At 43.8% G+C, this 20,705-nt stretch carries 14 protein-coding genes, 2 rRNA genes and 1 pseudogene; 8 read left to right on the top strand and 9 right to left on the bottom strand.

Annotation, left to right across the window (positions count from 1 at the left end; genetic code table 11):
- A 23S ribosomal RNA gene (locus F8R90_RS29190) occupies window positions 1–112 on the top strand; the annotation flags it as partial.
- Window positions 113–172: 60 nt separating this feature from the next.
- Window positions 173–290: ribosomal RNA gene (gene rrf / locus F8R90_RS29185) — 5S ribosomal RNA — on the top strand.
- A gap of 114 nt (window positions 291–404) precedes the next feature.
- Here the strand turns inward: rrf and F8R90_RS29180 are convergent.
- A pseudogene (locus F8R90_RS29180) lies at window positions 405–1,749 on the bottom strand (transposase); the annotation flags it as partial.
- Window positions 1,750–1,947: 198 nt separating this feature from the next.
- Here F8R90_RS29180 and F8R90_RS29175 point away from each other — a divergent pair.
- Entirely contained in the window at window positions 1,948–2,238 is a 291-nt protein-coding gene (locus F8R90_RS29175) for a helix-turn-helix domain-containing protein (RefSeq protein WP_196513542.1), read from the top strand.
- A gap of 114 nt (window positions 2,239–2,352) precedes the next feature.
- Here the strand turns inward: F8R90_RS29175 and F8R90_RS29170 are convergent, their stop codons facing one another.
- The gene (locus F8R90_RS29170; RefSeq protein ID WP_196513541.1) at window positions 2,353–3,150 is read right to left on the bottom strand and encodes a peptidylprolyl isomerase; all 798 of its coding nucleotides are present in this window, start codon (window positions 3,148–3,150) and stop codon (window positions 2,353–2,355) included.
- 532 nt (window positions 3,151–3,682) lie between these two features.
- Window positions 3,683–4,057: a c-type cytochrome gene (locus tag F8R90_RS29165; protein WP_196513540.1), complete on the bottom strand. Its 375-nt coding sequence runs from the start codon at window positions 4,055–4,057 to the stop codon at window positions 3,683–3,685.
- 210 nt (window positions 4,058–4,267) lie between these two features.
- Between F8R90_RS29165 and petG the strand changes: the two genes are divergently transcribed.
- The gene (gene petG, locus F8R90_RS29160; RefSeq protein WP_063721252.1) at window positions 4,268–4,381 is read left to right on the top strand and encodes a cytochrome b6-f complex subunit V; all 114 of its coding nucleotides are present in this window, start codon (window positions 4,268–4,270) and stop codon (window positions 4,379–4,381) included.
- A gap of 98 nt (window positions 4,382–4,479) precedes the next feature.
- Here petG and rsmD read toward each other — a convergent pair whose 3' ends face one another.
- Both rsmD and hisH read right to left on the bottom strand, forming a co-directional pair.
- On the bottom strand, window positions 4,480–5,025 hold the full coding sequence (gene rsmD, locus F8R90_RS29155; protein ID WP_196513547.1) for a 16S rRNA (guanine(966)-N(2))-methyltransferase RsmD: 546 nt from the start codon (window positions 5,023–5,025) through the stop codon (window positions 4,480–4,482).
- Window positions 5,026–5,119: 94 nt separating this feature from the next.
- Entirely contained in the window at window positions 5,120–5,755 is a 636-nt protein-coding gene (hisH, locus tag F8R90_RS29150) for an imidazole glycerol phosphate synthase subunit HisH (protein ID WP_196513539.1), read from the bottom strand.
- Window positions 5,756–5,813: 58 nt separating this feature from the next.
- On the opposite strand from hisH, the gene F8R90_RS29145 reads away from it, so the two are divergent.
- The 3 genes from F8R90_RS29145 (at window position 5,814) to F8R90_RS29135 (ending at window position 8,590) form a co-directional block, all read left to right on the top strand.
- Window positions 5,814–6,086: a hypothetical protein gene (locus F8R90_RS29145; protein WP_196513538.1), complete on the top strand. Its 273-nt coding sequence runs from the start codon at window positions 5,814–5,816 to the stop codon at window positions 6,084–6,086.
- Window positions 6,087–6,554: 468 nt separating this feature from the next.
- On the top strand, window positions 6,555–7,922 hold the full coding sequence (locus F8R90_RS29140; RefSeq protein ID WP_196513546.1) for a DUF3370 domain-containing protein: 1,368 nt from the start codon (window positions 6,555–6,557) through the stop codon (window positions 7,920–7,922).
- Window positions 7,923–8,152: 230 nt separating this feature from the next.
- A complete protein-coding gene (locus tag F8R90_RS29135; protein ID WP_196513537.1) occupies window positions 8,153–8,590 on the top strand; it encodes a response regulator in 438 nt (145 codons plus the stop codon).
- A 156-nt stretch (window positions 8,591–8,746) separates the two neighbouring features.
- Here F8R90_RS29135 and F8R90_RS29130 read toward each other — a convergent pair whose 3' ends face one another.
- On the bottom strand, window positions 8,747–10,075 hold the full coding sequence (locus F8R90_RS29130) for a hypothetical protein (protein WP_196513536.1): 1,329 nt from the start codon (window positions 10,073–10,075) through the stop codon (window positions 8,747–8,749).
- Between the two features lie 154 nt (window positions 10,076–10,229).
- Here F8R90_RS29130 and F8R90_RS29125 point away from each other — a divergent pair, with 154 nt between their 5' ends.
- The gene (locus F8R90_RS29125) at window positions 10,230–10,802 is read left to right on the top strand and encodes a Uma2 family endonuclease (protein WP_196513535.1); all 573 of its coding nucleotides are present in this window, start codon (window positions 10,230–10,232) and stop codon (window positions 10,800–10,802) included.
- A 146-nt stretch (window positions 10,803–10,948) separates the two neighbouring features.
- Here the strand turns inward: F8R90_RS29125 and F8R90_RS29120 are convergent, their stop codons facing one another.
- The 3 genes from F8R90_RS29120 to rpoB all read right to left on the bottom strand — a co-directional run bounded on the left by F8R90_RS29120 (window position 10,949) and on the right by rpoB (window position 20,407).
- Complete coding sequence (locus tag F8R90_RS29120) at window positions 10,949–14,998, bottom strand: DNA-directed RNA polymerase subunit beta'' (protein ID WP_196513534.1); 4,050 nt, start codon at window positions 14,996–14,998, stop codon at window positions 10,949–10,951.
- Between the two features lie 102 nt (window positions 14,999–15,100).
- Window positions 15,101–16,978, bottom strand: coding sequence for a DNA-directed RNA polymerase subunit gamma (locus F8R90_RS29115; protein WP_196513533.1), 1,878 nt, complete (start codon window positions 16,976–16,978; stop codon window positions 15,101–15,103).
- Window positions 16,979–17,107: 129 nt separating this feature from the next.
- Window positions 17,108–20,407 (bottom strand): DNA-directed RNA polymerase subunit beta, encoded by a 3,300-nt coding sequence (gene rpoB, locus F8R90_RS29110; protein WP_196513532.1) that lies wholly within the window; start codon window positions 20,405–20,407, stop codon window positions 17,108–17,110.
- Window positions 20,408–20,705 lie beyond the last annotated feature (298 nt).

Genomic DNA, 20,705 nt, shown 5'->3' with positions numbered 1-20,705 from the left:
CTCACCACGTAAGTGGGTAAGGTCACGGGAAGAACACCCGTTCTTAGGCGGTAGGTGGAAGTGCAGCAATGTATGTAGCCGAGCCGTGCTAACAGACCGAGGGCTTGACCTCATAAATCATTTGGTTTCGCGTTACTGTGCAGTCTTCAGGGTCTCTGACCCAACAATATTTCCTGGTGTCTATTGCGCGGTGGAACCACACTGAACCCTTCCCGAACTCAGAGGTGAAACGCTGCTGCGGCCACGATAGTTTAGGGGTAGCCCTACGCAAAAATAGCTCGATGCCAGGATTCATTTTTATATCAAAGCCTCCTCATGATTTCTTGAGGAGGCTTTTGTTCTATCCCCTCAATACTTTGAGCTAAGCTGTTGTACCTACAATATAATACCTTAGCCAATTTAAGAGGGTTCAACGCCTGTGGAAACAGGGATGAATACGTCCTTGCATAAGTAAGCTTGGTGAAAATCTGGGTTAATAAAATAGGCTCAGGCATTTCAGGAAGCATTTTTAATATTTCACGAACATATCGAAAGCCGCGGTAATAAGCCTTAAGATTAATAATGCCGGAACCGAGATTGTGCTGACGAAAATCAGCGAGAAGATGATGGGATAAATTGACCATAAAGAATGCTAGGTTAGCAGCATTAGTTACAGCGGTTTGGCTTAAGTTCATAAAATCTTCCAGCCCAAAAAATTGCTTGGCATCACGAAAATTAAATTCGATTTGAAAGCGCAGTTTGTAGTAGTCAATTATTTTTTCGTATGACAGATCCAGGTCACTAGAAAATAAAATTACATGGCTACGAGCATTAGTTTTTAGATTAGTTTTGACCAGAATAACGGCATTCAGTGCTTGGGCAAATTCTTTGTGAAGGAGAGTGCATTGATAAATATCAGTTTTAATATCCTCTTCAATCTCAATGCTACTTTTACATAAATACTCATCGGATATATTACAATAGTCAATCTTCTCTCCGTATTTACGACGGGAGCGTTTTTTGGAGTTCGGTTTTTGATAAGGTACATATAATGCCGAATCGTAGCGAAGTTTAGAAATTATGTGCAAGTTAACAAGACGTGCCATCTGCAAAGCATTGCTGTTACCAAAATGACCGTCTAATACTAAGTACGTAAGTGGAACAAATCCAGCTAATAATTTGAATAGCGAATTAATCATTTTCTGAATTCGTAGTAATTCAGACGTTAAAATTACATCTGCTTTATTCTTGTTCTTGCTCCCTTCTGGTCGTCCACGTTTCCGTTTTTCTTTAGGGTTTATTTCTAGGGTTGGTGATGGAGCAACTTTTTCTATATTGCTCTTGATCACCTGTTCTATTTGAATCGGGAATGACTGCCTTCGCTTAACACTTACTAATGATAAAGTAAAGAAAGATAGTCCTGATATCGGCTTACTTACTAGGCTGGAAAAGAATCTATCTAAACCATAAGTTTGTTTACCTGCTTTACTTATTACAACTTCATCTCTTGCCAACAAATATACCTCATTTGCACGGAATAAATGCTTGCGAAAAAATAGCCAAAACAATGTCGCCTAAGGTATTACCGTATGAAAGAATCTCAACATTGTTCGATAACTACCACCACTGCCTGTCCAACGTGATATTCAAGGGCATCGTGACTCGCCCGCTCATTGCTAGCATTGCCAGGATTATCTGGTTCAATTGCCGCATCGTCGTAGCGTTTATCTGCGGTAGCAAGCATTGTAGCAGTGATAAGATATCGGACATGGGCTGATTGTGGTTTTTGAGTTGTCGTTGTGAGAGACAATAACTCTACTACATCGGCCCTCTCTCCTCATCCTCTTATTTTGTCTAAGGTATTGACCTACAATTTGCATATGATAAAGATGAATATAACTTCGGGTATAGGTTGTTATGCTGGCTATTGGCTTTCTCAGCTTAGAACAAAAATAACATCTACAACAGTTGTTAAAACAAAGCGATCACTTTGAAATGAGAGAGCGAGCTTTGATACTATTATTGATGAATGATGGGAGGACGCAAGAAGAGATAGCGTTAGTAATTGGTTGCTATCGTCGAACAATAGCATATTGGTGCGTGCATGGAGATCCAAATACGATAGAAAGTTTAGAAGACGGAAGAATAAAAAGAGAATATAGAAAAGCTAACCAAGTTTATATAGATAAATTATTAGAAACAGTAGATAAAGATCCAAGTGAGTTAGGCTATGAATTTGATTTACTACAAATTTGTTAAGTACTAATGTACTTGTGACAGTTAGGGGGCGGAATGTGGGTTTAAACCATATTACGCTTCTGGATAATTTCACTTAGTTATTACTTGCTGACTCCGGAAAGTGGCAGAAGAGGGTTAGGTTAAAGTTTTATCGCTCTCTCCCTGTCTTCCTATGCTCCCCTCGCCTTGTGGTCTAGACATGATTTGCTTTTGCTGTTCTTGTAGCCAGGTTTCAAAGAGTTCATTCAGCAGCCGCGCTTTCATAAATTCATCCAGTTGTGCGGGGATAAATTTTTCCAGCCGCAAAATCACAAACCATTCAGCGATGCGGGTAGGAGGCAATATTTGGCCTGGTTGACTGCTAGAAAGCATTTGCACCATTACTGGATGTAGTGCATTCAGTTCGATTGGACCTACCAAGCCACCAGTTTGGGCTTCTGGCCCAAGTGAGTATTCCCGCGCTAAGTCAGCAAAAGAGTTTTCTTTTGCCTGAATCCGGAAGTAAAGTTCTTGGGCAATTCCCACATCCTGGGTTCGCAGCAGAGAATAAATTACTTTATCAAGTTTTGCCTTTGACTGAAAAAAGTAGGATTCCAGTTTATTACCCCAAGTGGCTTGCTTGAATTTTTCAATTTTAAGCTTACGAGTGGTAATAACTTCTAGTTGTTCGGGATTCAGCCCTTGATGTGCCATCCAAGCCTGGATGTCTTCTTCATTTTTGAACTGTTTTTCAGCGTAAAACTGCTGTTTAGCTTGGGCTACTTCCTCTGGTGTACACTCTATAGCTACTTTCGCGGAGCGTGAGTTTTGCTCTATCGCCTCATCGATGATAAATTCGCGCTGCAACTGTGGCAGCATTTGGTAACTTGTCAGTAAGGAAATCAGTTCACTAGCTGTGATTGTACGATTACCGATTTGGATGGCTTCAGTCATTAGCTTTCGGGCATCTTAAGAATATCTGGTCTGTCAAAGAAGCTAAACCATAGCCCATTCATTGGGAGCTTTTGTCTTAATCCTACCGATTAAGATTAGCGTGCCTCACTTTCGCAATAATTAAATAGTGACTTACTAACATACTTTAAAATATACAGTTTATATGAGTTCTTATCAAAGATAATACGTAAATCCGATTCAGATGTAAAGACAAGGACAAAGAACTAATCACACTTGTCGCCACTGCAACTTAGAAGATGAAGTTATCAGACTGAGCTAGGGTGCTTTGAGATAACCCTCTTCTAACAAAGGAGTTTTTAGTTAAACAGCAATGCTGGCTCTAACTCAGCTTTGTTTCATTCTGAAGGTGCACCCCGCATATGGACTGCTGCTGACAGACCGCGCTTGCTTTGCACATCTATAAAAATTCCCGTCGTCTGTTAAAAGTTCTTAGAGATGGAAAAAGGCAACATAGGATATGCTGCTTTTTTCTATGAGAGATTTATGTATCCCGCAACCAAAAATCTAAGGTCTATAACGACTCTAAATAATTCAAAAGATCTGCCATTTCTTGGGCGCTAGGTTGAAATTTGGGCATTGGCGGCGTTTCGCCACTGATCACTTGGTGAATCAGTCCATATCGAGACTTGTGCTTTGAGACAGCTTGCAAACTGGGTCCTACTCGCCCATCTGCTTCCAAGCCATGACAACCAGCACAGTTAATTTGAAAGATGGCGTGTCCTTGAACTGAGTTTCCTGTTAAGGATAGAACACTCTTGACGTATGGATCGGAGGCTTGAACCAACTGAACACCAAAAAAGCCCAAAGGGACTGCTAGCAGTATAGCCAGCGTCAATAAAACGATCCGCTGAATCAAAATTTCAGGTTTGGTAATCTGGTTATCCAAAAGGTTTGCTGTGAAAGTCTAGGTGTGCTAAAAAGTTTTTATTTCCTACACATAGCTTAAAAGTTCTTGATTGTGTCTGCAAGCACAGAAGACTATTTTCTTGTGGGCAGTTGCCCTCCAAAAAGGCTGTAGGGCGCAGGATTCATACCAAATTTGGTAAAATCAAAAACAGGCAACGAATATTTAATAAATACAAAGAGGAGATTTACAGTGGTTGAACCCCTGCTATCAGGTATTGTCCTTGGTTTAGTTTTCGTAACCCTTGCCGGACTGTTTTATGCTGCCTATAAGCAATACAAGCGCCCCAATCAATTGGGAGGGTAAGGAGTGCTGAGTTTTGAGTGTTGAGTTTTGAGTGGGGAGATGAGGGGGACAAGGGAAAATTTTCTCCTCCTGCTCCTTTGTCTCCCCCTGATCTTTTCTCATTTCACAATTCTGTAGAAAGTAAGTGATGTGTTGCCGTAAATTTTCTCGCGGCAAATTTCCCAATTGGGAATCTCTGGCGGTGTCCAACCTTGTGAGGCGTGTTCAACTGCGATTTCACCGCTAGGATCTAAAAGTTGATAGTGAGCGATCGCTTCTAATACTGGCTGGTACAATCCACTGGCATAAGGTGGATCAAAGTAAATTTTATTGAATTGCTTGCCTGATAAGTTCTTTAACTGTTGGACAATATCTCCCCGCAATACCCGAAGTTCTTGCTCGGCATTAGCTACCTGTTGCCAATTTTGTTGGATGGTGGCACAGGCTCGGCTCGATTGTTCAATTCCCACTACTAGGCTGGCTCCTCTACACAAAGCCTCTGCGCCCATTGAACCAGTACCGGCGCACAAATCTAGCCAGTAACAACCTGCAATTTCTCCCTGCCAAATATTAAACACTGCCTGCCTGACCCGCGCACTGGTGGGCCTAGTTTCTTTTCCTGGTAAAGTTTTTAGCTGGCGATTGCCGTAAATCCTCAGGCTCATGATGGATTGGTTGTTATTCATTGGTCATTAGCCATTTTCATTTATTAACAAATGAAAAAGGACAAACAACAAAAGAAAAATCACAAAAAAAGTATTAGGCAGGAATTTTTTCGCGGACTTGAGCAACAAAATTAGACAGGATTTGCAATCCAATATTAGAGGATTTTTCGGGGTGAAATTGCACTGCCATCAGGTTTTCATGGGCGATCGCAGCTGTGACGGTTTGAGTACCGTGAGTGATGGTTGCTGCACGAATTTGCGGATCTATTGGATCAACATAGTAAGAATGGACAAAATATACCCAAGGATCGGACGGTAAATGCTCCCACAAAATACTTTTTGTCTGAGTCATTTCCAGTTGATTCCAACCCATGTGAGGAATAGTGATGTCAGGTTCTGGACGAAACCGCCGCACTTTTCCTTTAATAATTCCTAATCCTGGTTGGGTGCCTTCTGCACTTGATTCAAAGAGAATTTGCAATCCTAGACAAATTCCTAAGAAAGGTTTACCAGATGCGATCGCTTCTTTGATAGGTTGTTCCAAACCACGCGCTCGCAGGTGTTGCACTGCTGGATCAAATGCTCCCACTCCCGGCAGTACTATTGCATCTGCCTGCTCTAATTCCTTTGGTGAATAAGTAACATTAGGAGTTGCCCCAGCTTTTTCCAAGCCTTTGCAGACTGAATGCAAATTTCCCATCTCGTAGTCTACGACCGCAATTACTGGCATTTACCTGCTCCTTGTAAATTTATTATGGAGGGTTTTTCTATTCTAAATAATATTTGTTATGAAGAAAAGAATTCTATTAATTTCTTTTGACAATTGGCGAAAATATCAACAGTCGAATTCTTCTGATGATTTATTATTTGAAGTTACCAAACTTGATCTGATACCAGATGACTTAAGTTTTTTACGCCAGTTAACCGTAGATGTGCAACTTGCCAGTACTCAGGTAATGAAAAAATCAATGCAATGCAATGCAATTAAACCTGATTACATCGTCTGTTGTGGTATGGCTGCAAGACGTACACAATTAAGTGTGGAAGCAGTTGCTAAGTAATTAGGCGAGAATAAATCAAATTAGATTAAGTAATGTAAAAATTTTGAGATTATTTTGTAGTCAGGGCTACCCGACGGGAACGCTTCTCTACGAGAGGCTACGCCAACGCGAACAGCCCTTATTTGAGGACTTTAGTTCTCACTACAAACCTTTAATTATTTACGCTGCTCTACTTAGCTGTAGAGAAATTGTTTTGCAGAGAGCAGTTTATTTAGAAAAATTTAGTGTCGGGAGCAGGGGCAATTGAGATTAGCCACGACTGCGGTAAATTTGTCTGTGTTCGCCTAGTGTCTCGCAGAGAGTACTTAAGTCAAAACAAACTCACGGTACGTTGTATATTTGTCTACGTTCCGGTTCTCAATCAATAAAATTTGATGGGGATTCTTGCAGATTTCATATTATTTATTAACAAATTGGCACTTTCATCAAGTTGTTAATGTCTGTATGGTGAAAGAAATATCTAAGTATATGTTGCCATTGTTACTAATTTTCCCAATTGCCCAATCAACTCCTGCCACGCCACCACCTGAAGAAGTCGTGCAACTACAAGAAGTACGTCCTTTACCAGGCCAGTTGGATACAGTGCCAACTTTTAACAGTAATAGTCCGGAATTGGTGTTGAAAGAAGGAATTTTACTCTCCACTTTTCCACCAGATGACAAAAAAGTGCCAACGGCGCATCTGAATTTTCCCTTTCGGGGACGATTTGATATTTTTGCCCATCACGTTGCTAAGGCTGAACCACCAGAGAATTTGCGTTCTCTTTATTTAGGAATAATTTTGCATAACCCTGCTTCGGAACCAGTGAAGGTGAATATTTGGCAGGCGGCGAGTTATTTGAGTCAACCGGATGCACCATTTATTCAATTACCATCCTTTAGCCAAAATCTTTTAGGTAAAGTTTTTGCCGGGCCAGGTGATCGCGTTATGTCTGATGTGCTTAGAGGACAGCGACAAGAGATTTTCCCTGCCCAAATCGAGATTCCACCAAGGCAAAGTCGGATGTTACTAAATTTGCCAATTCCTGTGCAGGGATTGACACCACCCTTAAATGGTCGGTCTACGTTCATGCGACTGCAAAGTAATGGCACTGTCTATGCAGCCAGCCTAGCCATGTTTGCGCGTGTGAATCCTGATGGCAGTGAGCGATCGCCTACTTTGGAAGAGTGGCAAAATTTACTCAATAATAGTGATGTGTCTGGGCCACGCGATAAAACCCCCACTCCCTTAGAGGAAACTGACAAGCCAAGAATTTATGGGCGTGTTGCTGGAGTGGCTGGTGGCTCACGATGGAGAGCCTTATTAGTAGATAATCCTAAAGCTAGGTATCTGACTATTCCCCAGCCAGGTCAAGTACTTTCCTACGCTCTGAGTACCCTGCATGGCGGTACTTTAGGAACGGGTCAAATTCAAAGTGCGCCTATGCTGGTGCGCTATCCTGACACCGCATATCGCGCTCATGGCAACTATGGAATTCAATATAATCTCAAGTTGCCGCTATACAACAATACTCAAAGTCCTCAAACTGTTAGTGTATCGATACAAACACCACTCAAGGAGGAGCAGTTAGTCAAACCAGGGTTACGCTTTTTTAGTACACCAGCCCGTCAAGTATTCTTTCGAGGTACAGTACGGGTACGTTACAAAAATGAGCAAAATCAGCCACAAACTCAATTTGTGCATTTAGTACAAAAGAGAGGTCAACCAGGGGAACCGTTAGTTTTATTAAATATGAAAGCAGGCGATCGCTCTTTGGTAGAAGTAGACTTTCTCTATCCGCCGGATGCTACACCACCGCAAGTATTAACAGTGTCAACTCAAGCTGAACCTCGATAATGAGTCATGGGTAATGGGTAATAGCTTTTCTCCAATTACCTATTACCAAAAAATATTAGTCAAGTTCGTAAGTACTACAAAAACACCATCACCAAATAGACAAAATATTAAGAAATTTAACTATATAGAAGTGCTTTTCACCCCGAGTTTGTGTATTTAGGATGAATACTTATTCCGCTCTATGGGTTGCAATAGAAATAGCAGACTATAGCAGGCAATAAAGGGACGGCATGGCAACCGATCAAAAAATCAACCAAGAAACTGAGTTAAATTCGCTCCAGAACCTTATTGGAACCCTGATCTTACTAGTAGAGGATGAGCCAGATATTGCAGATTTACTCATCTTCATTTTGGAAGCAGCAGGTGCAGAGGTGATGGCTTTAACCGATGCAGAAGCAGCCCTTGCCTTGGTAGAATCGCTTCATCCTGATATTCTGCTGTGCAATGTAAAGCTGCCCGATCATGATGGCAATTGGTTAATTGAGCAAATTCGAGTGCATTCTTGTCCATCCCTAAGACAGTTGCCTGCGATCGCTATCACTTCTTATACACGAGAAGTCTCAAGTCATAAGGCTTTGAATGCTGGCTTTAATCGATTTCTAGTCAAGCTTGAGAGTCCAGAGAAAATTGTAGGTGAGATTGTTCATCTTCTATCTACCGATCTTTAGATATAAATATTCGGCATTCATCTCGTTTTTGACACTGATTTTATCCAAGAAATACTTGGAGCATACAGCTGGCTGTACGCTCCTACAAACGACTCTACCTTGGAAACTATATAACCCTAAGTGGGTAGAGTCAGATGATGGATATATTTGTTAACTTTATTGAAAACCCTTTGCTGGCTTTTTTTGCCCCTTGCTCTTGGGCTTGGATTTGTTAACTTCTCCTAAAGCTTCTTGAAATAAGTTGTGTAGATGTATGGGTACACTGGCAATGTCTGGTAACTCTGGCTCAATAGGTTTGTTGAATTCTTGCAAAAGTGTATCCAAGTCACTTTCAAGCCTAAACTCTGGACGTTGCAAAAATGTTTGCAACACATTTTCTAATTGAGTTGGATATTGTTGCGCCAATCGATGCCAAATAAAGGCATTAATACTTTTATCTTCAAGGTAGTAGCGAACTAGTTTTTCAGATCCTTGAACACTTTGCCAGTCCTCTGCCGATAAGATTGCTTGTACCTTACTATATGTTGGTAAAAACATTTGTCCCCAACGGGGATGAGAAAGAGCCGTTACCTGTTCTGCTTTCTTGAGTTCAGCAGGCAAATCAACCTTTGGCATCACCATTTTGCTATTGCCGCCTTTGCTGTTAAACATTTCAGAGACTACGTTGGAATCTGCACCAAACTCTTCTGCTGCGGCTTTTATTTCCTCGTCGCCAATGCCAGCTGCTTCTGCCACTTCAGCAAGAGATTTAGAAGTATCAATTCCTGCGGCTGCAAAAGTTTTTTCAGTAATTACTTCTTGAAATTCCGCTATTTTTTTATTCAAATGGTATCCAGATAGTGTGATTTCATCAGTACCAAAAAAGTCCACAAACTGCTGATGATATTTTTCTACTGACTGCCAAGCTTCTTCTAGCAAGTCTGGAGCATCGCTGTAAAGATTACTTTTATAGTTTTCTTTGAAATTACCAATTGCTACAGCAAGTTTTGGTTTACCTAATTTACCCATTATTGTGTAGGGGCCAGATAACATCCAGTAGCTATCGGTAACGGGAGAAATGCGAGTTAGCAAAATTTCTCCTACTTTCAATCGAGATATTGCCTGTAATGTTTGAGTATTGTTTGGCTTGACGATGTAGCGTTTATCTGTCAACCAGTTCGTCAATTCAAAGCCATCAGGTAAGATGTTGGTAATGGCAAATAAGCCAATAAAACTATGATGCCAACTGTTGATCAGGTTGCGATCGCTCTGGTCTAAATCTTGATGGCTTTCGATAAACAACTCTAATGGTGACTTATCACCAACTTTCCCGGCTGTCAGAAAGCTATCGATGATTAAGTCCTGCTGTGTACTATCCCCACTTCCACGACGCAACTGTGCGGCTGCATAAGTCTCCAGTGCTTGTGCCAGTTCACCTTCAGCATCAAGAACAAAATCAACTAAGGCTTGTTTTAATTGGTGCGATCGTTCTAATATGACATCCACAAGTTAATCTCTCGGTGCAACAGATGTAGATTATAGCTCTTGAGAGAATTGCAGCATCTAGCTATTGCTAGATTTATGGTGACGTGTACTTAGCGGATTTAGCCGTAAAGCTTCTCTTAAACTACATACAAGGCATCACACAAGGTTATTACAGATGGTTGCAACTCCAAATTCTAGCTATATATCTCCAGAAGACTATCTAAAAGGAGAAGAAACTAGTCCTATCAAGCATGAATATAGACAGGGACAGATTTATGCAATGGCAGGGGCAAGTAATGCTCATGTCATTATTTCTCTTAATATTGCTTCAATGCTGAGAAATCATTTGCGCGGTAGTGGATGTCAGACTTATATCTCAGACACCAAAGCACATATTGAGTCGATTAACATCTATTACTACCCCGATATTATAGTCAGTTGTGACCAACGAGATAGAGCTTTTAACAACTTTCTACGTTACCCCTGCTTAATTGTAGAAGTGCTATCTCCGACAACAGAAGCCTTTGACCGAGGTGATAAATTTGCTGACTACCGACAGATGGAGTCGCTTCAGGAATATGTACTTGTCAGTCAAACTCGGTTAAATGTTGAGTGTTTTCGTCGTAACCCAGAGAAACGATGGGTACTTTATCCATATGGACAAGAAGATATCATTCATCTGGCTAGTGTAGATTTTCGGTGTCCTGTTGCAGATTTCTATGAGGATGTTACTTTTGAATCGCCGTAATTGACTGACTACTAGCTCGAAAGCCAGAACCAGAATCTTGAGGATTTAAAAATGTGTTTTTAGAGAGCAAAATAAAAAGGCAAAAGAAGATTTTCTTTTGCCTTTTTAGTTTTTACCTTTTAATAGAGACGGAAAATTTCAAGTCTCTACTCGTCGTCGAAATCATCTTCTTCGTCTTCCTCTTCTTCCTCGTAATCGTCGTCGTCTGCTACTTCATCGGCGATTAATTCATCTTCGTCATCTAGAACTGACCTTTCTGCACGTCTGCTACCAAAACCAGATTCCCCAAGAGTAGGAGAATCTAAATTATAGGTGCGAGCTGTACGATCATCTAAGACCATATCCAGGGGATCATCAACTTCATCCAAGACACTACTGGTAATTTCAGCAGCATAATCATCGATCGCACCAGGTTCATCATAAGTATTGTACCCAGTACCAGCCGGAATCAATCGCCCGATAATCACGTTTTCCTTTAAGCCGCGCAGCCAGTCGGATTTGCCTTCGATCGCTGCTTCGGTAAGTACCCGTGTTGTCTCTTGGAAGGATGCGGCGGAAATAAAGCTGTCGGTGTTCAACGATGCTTTGGTGATACCCAACAATACTGGAGTATACTGTGCCCGCGCACCGCCTGTAATTGCCATAGCTTCGTTCACCTGCTCAACTTGGCGCAGTTCTACCAATTCACCAGGAAGCATGGTGGTGTCACCACCATCATCAATCCTGACTTTGTTGGTCATCTGGCGAACAATGACTTCAATGTGCTTATCGGAAATATCAATCCCTTGAGATTGATACACCATTTGCACTTCATTCACCAAGAATGACTGTACTTTCTGCAAAGCATGGCTAGCACAAGCATAGATTCCATCTTCGGAACCCAGGCTAAAGAAGATTTCCAAAATTTCGTGGGGGTTGGATGGGCCATCGGTTAATGGTTGTCCCGCTAACACAGTCGCTCCATCTGGCACAATCAAATTTTGTCCTGGGCCTAGAGGATAATCAGTGACCACGCCATTTGATTCTACGACCTTGATAGCGATCGCTTCATCACCACTTTCAGCGTAAACTACCTTAACTTCACCCGCCCGGCGACATAAAATGCACGCTTCTTTAGGTTTACGAGCTTCAAGCAGTTCCTCAATCCGGGGCAAACCTTGAATAATATCTCCGGTTTTGGCGCGTTCAAACACCAACAACACCAAGTTATCACCCCGTTGTACCAAATCGCCATCTTCTATCTGCAACACAGCACCAGGGCTGACTCGATAAGGGCGACCAATGCGGGTAGTAATAACGTAGTTTTTATTACTCAGAGCGGATTCCCCAGCAGATGCAGCAGCTGCACTTTTGATATCTTCTACTTGCCCTGATTCTGGGGCAAAAACTCCAGGAGCAACTTCTGTACCTTCTACTAGCAAGTCACCCACTTTCACCTTTGGCTGAGTACTAGTATTAATGGTAAGCCTGTCAGCATCGCGCAAGACCAAGCAGCGACGCACATTTTCGGTTCCTTTTCGGACGCCCCGCACTATCCCGCCTTCTTTACACAAGATTTGGGTACGTGCTACCACAGATCCAGGGGCGATGGAAAGCCCATCTTGTACCTCAAGTGTTGTCTGGGTGCTACCTTGGGTGGCATCAGCAGTAATGTCTCGACGAATTACCAAGGACTCCAAAATCACTAGCTGCAAGCGCTGAACTTCTGGATCTTCAGTATCCTGTACCAATTCAATATCTGCTGCTAAAGGCGAAGCATTGTGGTCTTGTTCGCCTTCTTGCTCAATTTCTAGCACTAGCTGGGTTCGCAGCAGTTCCACGCCTTCAACAGATTTGACGCGTTCCGAATCTTTGTAAGGTAGTCGCTGCACTGCCCGCAACTGAATCGATCGCCCAGTTTGTTGACTCACCGATGTAGTTGATGGCACATCTGGATTATCCGGTACGGCAAACTCAACTACTGGACGACTCAACAGGGCGGGGCCTTCTGGTGTCTCTACATACTGGATATAGCGCAATTCTGTGGCGACGTTGCCTTGAAATTCCTCACCTGGTTGGATGAAGGTGTTATCTCGCCCGATAACTGATTCTGGATCGTCCACCATCAGCAGTTCCCCTGGCTTCACCACCACTTCCCGCAGGATGTCGTTTTTCTGGGTGACTTCTACCACACCGCTGTTTTGGCAGAAGATATCTTTTACTACCTCGGTGCCAGCTTCCACAAACTGACCGTCTTCTACCAACAGCAAGGAGATATCTTTATTAACTTCGTGGCTTTCTTCGGGAATCCACAAAAGGGTACCACCCTGCACGACTTCATAACCCAGCTTGGCTTTGCCTTTTTTCTGGACTTCTACACCCGCGAATTTCAGGAAACCACCAGTGGTTGTGCGATAGCGGTCATCAATTAACTCAGCTACTACTTGACCATTTTGCACTTTTGTGCCTGGTGTAGCCCGGAGGTTAAATACTTGGCTATTGCCAGTGGAGACTAAGTAGTTATTGCGACCTTGGGAACTTTGGACTGTCACCGTTGCCTGGTCTAAAACCACAGAAGCGGTGATAATCTCAATTTCCCTGGTACTCTTACCTGGGGTAGCTTCTGGCAAGCGCACGACACCGCCGTGCAAACTGCTTAACTTGGTTTCTGCTAAAACTCCATTAGAGGCGATCGCATCACCATTTTTGACCACCAATTCTGCACCAGGTGGCAAGTTATAAACTTCCCCAGACAAAATCCAAATCAAGCCACCGCGTGCGGCTGTGGTTGTGGTATTACCTTGACGGTCAGTTTTTTGTTCTGGGACTACTTCGGCAAATTGCACTTCCCCTGCTAAGTCAGAGGCTACATCTTTAACTGCTTTTTCTGTATTAGTCCGAGTTGTGCGTCCACCAAGGGCAACTTCTGCCAACAACTGACCTTGTTTTACCTTATTTCCATCAAATACATATAGTGTTGAACCTTGGGTAAGATGAACCTCTTGGTTCTCTGGGGTAACATCACCTACTTTTGTTGGCTCCAAAAGCATGATGCCATTAGCCTCAACATAGAGGGCATCTTCCCCGTGGCGGGTACGATATGTTCTGGTCTTCAGTTTGCGGGGAAGCTTAACAGTTCCATCGATTTTAGAACGAACTTGTTGCGCCACTTCCCCAGTAAACACCCCACCTGTGTGGAATGTCCGCATGGTTAGCTGGGTACCAGGTTCGCCGATACTTTGGGCGGCAATAATCCCCACAGCTTCGCCCAAGTCCACCATCTTGGCGTGGGCTAAACTCCAGCCGTAGCAGTGTTGACAGACAGAACGTGCGGCTTCACAAGTTAGGGGCGATCGCAGCATAACTTCTGCCACCCCAGATTTTTCGATTTTCTTCGCCAAGTCCTCAGAAACTGGGGTATTACGTGGTGCAATTACTTCTTTTGTCACCGGATGCACCACATCTTCGCCAATTACCCGTCCCATCAAGCGGGTTCCAAGAGGGATCAAGGTTTTGGCACCTTCTGTCATCGGTCGAATTGGAATTCCTCTGGTAGTACCACAGTCAAATTCCCGAATAATCACATCCTGGGATACGTCCACCAAACGGCGGGTGAGATAACCAGAGTCAGCCGTCCGCAAGGCAGTATCCACCAATCCTTTTCTGGCACCGTAAGACGAAATAATGTATTCCGTCACAGTCAGTCCTTCACGGAAGTTGGTTTTGATAGGCAAATCGATAATTTCCCCTTGAGGATCTGCCATCAGTCCCCGCATCCCCACCAATTGCCGGACTTGAGAGATGTTACCCCGTGCCCCGGAGAATGCCATCATGTACACAGAGTTCAAGGGATTAGTCTTCTTGAAGTGAACGACTACTTCATCTTTCAAAGCTTCACTGGTACCATTCCAGGTATCAATTACCTTTTGGAAGCGTTCTACTTCAGTGATTTCTCCCCGTTGGTAACGGGTTTCGGTGGCGCGAATTTCTTCTTCGGCTGCTTCTAAGAGCAATCGCTTAGTTGGCGGCACCATCAAGTCATCTACACTGATGGAAACCCCTGCTTTGGTAGCGTAGCGAAATCCCAAATCTTTCAGTTTGTCCGCCATCACTGCGGTTCGCGCCGTACCATAATGCGTAAAGGCCCAAGAAATTAAATTTCTCAGTTGACCCTTATCAACCACCCGATTGCGAAAAATCATTTTTTCGTTAGTCATTAGTCATTAGTCCTGAGTCATCAATAATTAATAATTCGTAATTCGTAGTTCGTAATTCGTAATTGAAGAATTAATTACGAATTACGAATTAGAAATTACAAATTAACTCGCAAGTGCTTCCTGAATCGCATTATTGTAAATAACGCGACCAGGAGTAGTGTATATATACTGGGAAATTACATTGCCTTTAGCGTCTTGTCTGACTCGGCGGAACTTATAGAGTAATGTGCGGGTACCATCCTCGTTTTCCGTCACTTTCAAGGGTTCTGTGTCCGGTTGGTCTGATTCTATTTCACCGTCAAACCGCACATAGATATAGGCGTGCAAGTCAATTTGCTCTTGCTGGAAAGCCATAATTACATCCTCTAGCGAAGAAAAGTACTTTCCTGCACCTTTTGTCGCACCGGGATTTTCTGCTGTTAAGTAATAGGCTCCCAATACCATATCTTGGCTGGGCGTGATGATGGGTTTACCCGTGGCTGGTGACAAAATATTGTTAGAAGCCAACATCAACAACCGGGCCTCAGCCTGACTTTCTAACGACAGTGGGACGTGTACCGCCATTTGGTCGCCGTCAAAGTCGGCGTTAAATGCTGGACACACCAGAGGATGCAGTTGAATCGCTCTACCTTCTACTAAAATCGGTTCAAAAGACTGAATACCCAAACGGTGCAACGTTGGTGCCCGGTTTAGCATTACAGGGTGTCCTTCAATCACCTCTTCCAGCACATCCCAAACACTGGGATCATTGCGGGATATCAGCTTTTTCGCGGCTTTAATGTTATTTACCATGCCGCTACGAATGAGGCGGTTAATCACAAATGGTTGAAATAGCTCAATCGCCATTTCTCTAGGCAAACCGCACTGGTGAATTTTCAGCTTTGGCCCGACCACAATTACAGAACGTCCAGAGTAGTCAACCCGTTTACCTAACAAGTTTTGTCGGAAACGCCCTTGCTTACCCTCAATAATGTCGGACAAAGATTTTAGAGGTCGGTTATTTGCCCCTACCACAGTGCGTCCCCGACGACCATTGTCAATCAAAGCATCCACTGCTTCTTGCAGCATCCGCTTTTCGTTCCGCACAATAATTTCTGGTGCCAAAATTTCTTGCAAGCGTGCCAAACGATTGTTGCGGTTAATTACCCGCCGATACAAATCATTTAAATCGCTGGTGGCAAACCGTCCGCCATCTAGTTGCACCATTGGGCGCAAGTCGGGGGGAATCACCGGAATAACTGCCATTACCATCCACTCTGGTTTGGAACCAGTAGCGATGAAGTTGTCAATTACCCGCAGTCGCTTAATTAGCTTGGCTCTCTTTTGTCCTTTGGCGTTGCCAATTTCTTCGCGTAGGCTTTCGGCTTCTTGTTCCAAATTGATATCGGCAAGCAAACGCAACAGCGCTTCAGCCCCAATACCTACCTCTACGCCTTGAAGCACAGAATCTTCGCTATAAATTTGGTCTTCTATTTCCAACCACTGGTCTTCACTCAGTAGCTGTTTGTAAGTTAAAGTTTCGGCATTACCAGGACTCAGGACAACATAAGAGTTGAAATAGACAATCTGCTCGACATCCCGCAAGGGCATATCTAACAGGATGGAAATATAGCTAGGAATACCCTTGAGATACCAAACGTGAGCTACTGGTGCGGCGAGTTTAATATAGCCCATGCGGTGACGACGCACCCGTGACTCAGTGACTTCTACCCCACAGCGTTCACAGACAATACCTCTATGACGAACTCTTTTATACTTGCCACAATGACATTCCCAATCTTTTGCAGGGCCAAAGATGCGTTCACAAAACAAGCCATCCATCTCTGGCTTGAGAGTTCGGTAGTTAATCGTTTCTGGCTTGGTAACTTCACCGACTACTTGGCCATTGGGCAATGTTCTCTCGCCCCACTGCCGAATCCGTTCAGGGGAAGCCAAGCCGATTTTTACGTAGTCAAACTGATTAGTTTGGGCAGGTCTCATCTTTCTAATTTCTAATTCGTAATTCGTAATTCGTAATTAACAATTTTTAATTCGTAATTAACAATTTCTAATTCGTAATTCGTAATTGAAGAATTAATTACGAATTACGAATTATCAATTACGAATTATTTACTCGTCTTCTTCCAGCGATTCGCGGGAAAGAGATTCGTATGTTGGCCGAGGAGGTGTGCGACGGGCTGATTGGTCTGCCATCAAATCGACTTCCACATCTAGGGAACTACCGTCTGCTTGGGTTTCTACCTTGTGTACGGCAATGTCTAAGCCCAATGATTGCAACTCGCGCATTAGCACCTTAAAGGACTCTGGGGTTCCAGGCCGAGGAATTGCCTTACCTTTAACGATCGCATTTAACGCTTCATTGCGTCCTTGCATATCGTCAGATTTAACTGTGAGCAATTCCTGTAAGGTGTAAGCGGCACCAAAGGCTTCCAATGCCCAGACTTCCATTTCTCCAAACCGCTGACCACCTTGTTGTGCTTTACCACCCAAGGGTTGCTGAGTCACCAGTGAGTATGGGCCTGTGGAACGTGCGTGAATCTTATCATCGACCAAATGCACCAGCTTCAGCATGTAAGCCACACCGATGGTAATTGCTCGGTCAAAGGGTTCGCCTGTACGACCGTCATACACCATAATTTTGCCTGGGTTATCTGGGTTATATACCCAGTCTTTCCCTGTTTCGTCTCGTGCTTCTTGCAATTTGCCATGCACGATTCGGCGAGATGACTCTTCACCGTACATTTCATCAAAAGGAGTAATCTTAAATCGCACTCCCAAGGTTTGACCAGCCCAACCCAAGAGGCATTCAAATACTTGTCCGACGTTCATCCGACTGGGTACACCCAAGGGGTTAAGTACAATGTCCACTGGTGAACCATCAGGCAAATAAGGCATATCTTCCGCTGGTAAGATTCGAGAAATAATCCCTTTATTACCGTGGCGTCCTGCCATTTTGTCGCCAACTTGGATTTTGCGTTTTTGAGCAACATACACCCGGACTACCATATTGGCTCCTGGTGGCAGTTCATCGCCTTGTTCACGAGTAAACAAGCGCACATCAACTACGCGACCTTTTTCACCGTTTGGTACTCGCAGAGAATTGTCTCGCACATCCCGTGCTTTCTCACCAAAGATGGCACGTAAGAGTTTTTCTTCTGGCGGTTGGTCAGATTCACCTTTGGGGGTGACTTTTCCTACCAAGATATCTCCAGCTTCTACCCATGCCCCAATGCGAATGATTCCCTGTTCATCCAACTGACGCAAGGCATCTTCCCCGACGTTGGGAATTTCTCTGGTAATTTCTTCTGGCCCCAGTTTTGTCTGTCTAGCTTCAATTTCATATTTTTCAATGTGAATTGAGGTGTAGACATCATCCTGCACCAGTCTTTCGGAGATTAAAATTGCGTCTTCGTAGTTGTAGCCTTCCCAAGGCATATAGGCAACTACGATATTTTGCCCCAGTGCCAATTCACCGCCTTCGGTGGAGGAGCCATCAGCCAATACCTGACCAGCAACAACCCGTTCCCCAATGCGGACGAGAGGTTTCTGATTTAAACAAGTGTCTTGGTTGGAACGTTGGTACTTGGAAAGGGTGTATTTAATTTCTGAGGTATTAGGTTTAGGACGGACACGAATTTCTGTGGCATCCACATAAGTGACATCGCCATCAGTACGCGATACAATTACCATCCCGGAGTCTCTTGCTCCTTGCGCTTCCAAACCTGTACCCACCAGAGGGCGCTCTGGTTTGAGCAGGGGTACTGCTTGACGTTGCATGTTCGATCCCATCAGCGCTCGGTTAGCATCATCATGCTCCAAGAAGGGAATCATGCTGGTCGCTACCGACACAATCTGTACTGGAGATACTGCTACGTAGTCCACCTGTTCTGGTGTTGTGGTGGAAAATTCTTGACGATAGCGGACTGGCACTTGTGGTCCAATAATGTGCCCGGTTTCATCTACAGGAATATCTCCAGGAGCAACCCGCAGATCATCTTCTTCATCGGCTGTCATATAGGCTGGAGGCAGATCAAATCTGACTCGCCCATTTTCCACAGGTCTAAATGGTGTTTCTAAAAACCCATACAGGTTAACCCGCGCATGGGTTGCCAAGGAGCCAATCAATCCGGCGTTGGGACCTTCTGGTGTCTCAATGGGGCAAATGCGTCCATAGTGACTAGGATGAATATCCCGCACGGCAAAACCAGCGCGTTCGCGGGTTAAACCACCAGGACCAAGGGCACTCAGACGGCGTTTGTGGGTCAGTTCTGCTAAGGGATTAGTTTGATCCATGAACTGACTTAATTGGCTGGAACCAAAGAATTCTTTAATTGCTGCTACCAATGGTTTGGGGTTCACCAAGGAAGCGGGGGTTAGCACTTCAGCATCGGATACGGTCATCCGTTCCCGAATAATTCTCTCTAAACGGTTTAAGCCCACCCGCACTTGGTTTTGCAGCAATTCACCGACGCTTCTCACCCGACGGTTGCCTAAGTGGTCAATGTCATCGATATTACCAATATCATATTCTAGGTTGATCAGGTAATCTACGGCTGCCAAGATATCGCCAGCAGTCAACACGCGCATTGTGTCAGGGACAGATAGGCGCAATTTCTTGTTGAGCTTGTAGCGTCCGACGCGACCAAGGTCATAGCGTTTCGGGTCAAAGAAACGAGAATCTAGAAGTTGTTGTCCACCTAATACTGTGGGTGGTTCACCAGGACGAAGTTTCCGATATAACTCCATCAGGGCTTCTTCTTCAGAGAACTGCCCTTCTTTTTCGATGGTTTTCTGGAAATATTCGGGGTGGCGTAAGGCATCAAAGATTTCGTTATCTGATAAACCCAAAGCCTTTAGTAGTACTTGCGCTGAGAGTTTGCGGGTTTTATCGATGCGTACCCACACTAAATCGTTACGGTCTGTTTCAAATTTCAGCCATGCTCCCCGGTTGGGAATTAAGCTAGCTGAATAAGTACGTCGCCCGTTTTTGTCGATTTCTGATTTGTAGTAGACTCCTGGCGATCGCACTATTTGGTTGACAATTACCCGCTCGGCTCCGTTAATAATAAACGTGCCGCGATCGGTCATCAAAGGCAAATCTCCAATGAATACTTCTTGCTCTTTGATTTCCCCGGTTTCCTTATTAATCAACCGTGTGGGAACATACATTTGAACGGCATAAGTGCTATCCCGCCGTTTGGCTTCTTCGACGCTGTACTTTGGCTCCTTGAGTTTGTAGTTATGACCCAAAAAATGCAGTTCTAATTTGCCCGTATAATCTGTAATAGGACTAAAGGAGTTAAGTTCTTCTATCAGCCCTTCTTCCAAAAACCAGCGAAAGCTTGATCGCTGGATTTCAATCAAGTCGGGCAACAGAAAGGCGGGTTCCATGTATGTTTCTTTAGTCATGCCTCTTCCTTTGTCAACCTGGTAAAATTTTCCCTTGGACACTGCTGTTTGATGCTTCCCACTGCTAGCCAGTGTCCTTAGCTGTTTGGGAACTTCTTCTTACACACTTGCTATTTACAGGTGTGGGCAAACGCAGCGATTAAAGCTGGAATGAGCAATTTGGACAAGGGGGTAATCACCCGCGATCGGGGACTCAGACGCCAAAAACCCACTATAGTCTTGATTTAAGAAGAATATACAGTTGAGATATTCCTGAGTTTTATCTACTTTCTTCATTTCCCCTCCAAAAAGCGCGTTA

Source organism: Nostoc sp. NZL, from assembly GCF_015714705.1.
Taxonomy (GTDB): Bacteria; Cyanobacteriota; Cyanobacteriia; order Cyanobacteriales; family Nostocaceae; genus Nostoc; species Nostoc foliaceum_A.
The sequence above is the reverse complement of the archived record's forward strand: the minus strand, read 5'-3'. Positions and strand labels throughout refer to the sequence as shown.

Coding starts and splice junctions, on each gene's coding strand:
- F8R90_RS29170 (WP_196513541.1), bottom strand. CDS start 3,150: ATGACTGAAGCCATCCAAATCGGTAATCGTACAATCACAGCTAGTGAA.
- rsmD (WP_196513547.1), bottom strand. CDS start 5,025: ATGAGCCTGAGGATTTACGGCAATCGCCAGCTAAAAACTTTACCAGGA.
- hisH (WP_196513539.1), bottom strand. CDS start 5,755: ATGCCAGTAATTGCGGTCGTAGACTACGAGATGGGAAATTTGCATTCA.
- F8R90_RS29145 (WP_196513538.1), top strand. CDS start 5,814: ATGAAGAAAAGAATTCTATTAATTTCTTTTGACAATTGGCGAAAATAT.
- F8R90_RS29140 (WP_196513546.1), top strand. CDS start 6,555: ATGTTGCCATTGTTACTAATTTTCCCAATTGCCCAATCAACTCCTGCC.
- F8R90_RS29135 (WP_196513537.1), top strand. CDS start 8,153: ATGGCAACCGATCAAAAAATCAACCAAGAAACTGAGTTAAATTCGCTC.
- F8R90_RS29125 (WP_196513535.1), top strand. CDS start 10,230: ATGGTTGCAACTCCAAATTCTAGCTATATATCTCCAGAAGACTATCTA.
- F8R90_RS29120 (WP_196513534.1), bottom strand. CDS start 14,998: ATGACTAACGAAAAAATGATTTTTCGCAATCGGGTGGTTGATAAGGGT.
- F8R90_RS29115 (WP_196513533.1), bottom strand. CDS start 16,978: ATGAGACCTGCCCAAACTAATCAGTTTGACTACGTAAAAATCGGCTTG.
- rpoB (WP_196513532.1), bottom strand. CDS start 20,407: ATGACTAAAGAAACATACATGGAACCCGCCTTTCTGTTGCCCGACTTG.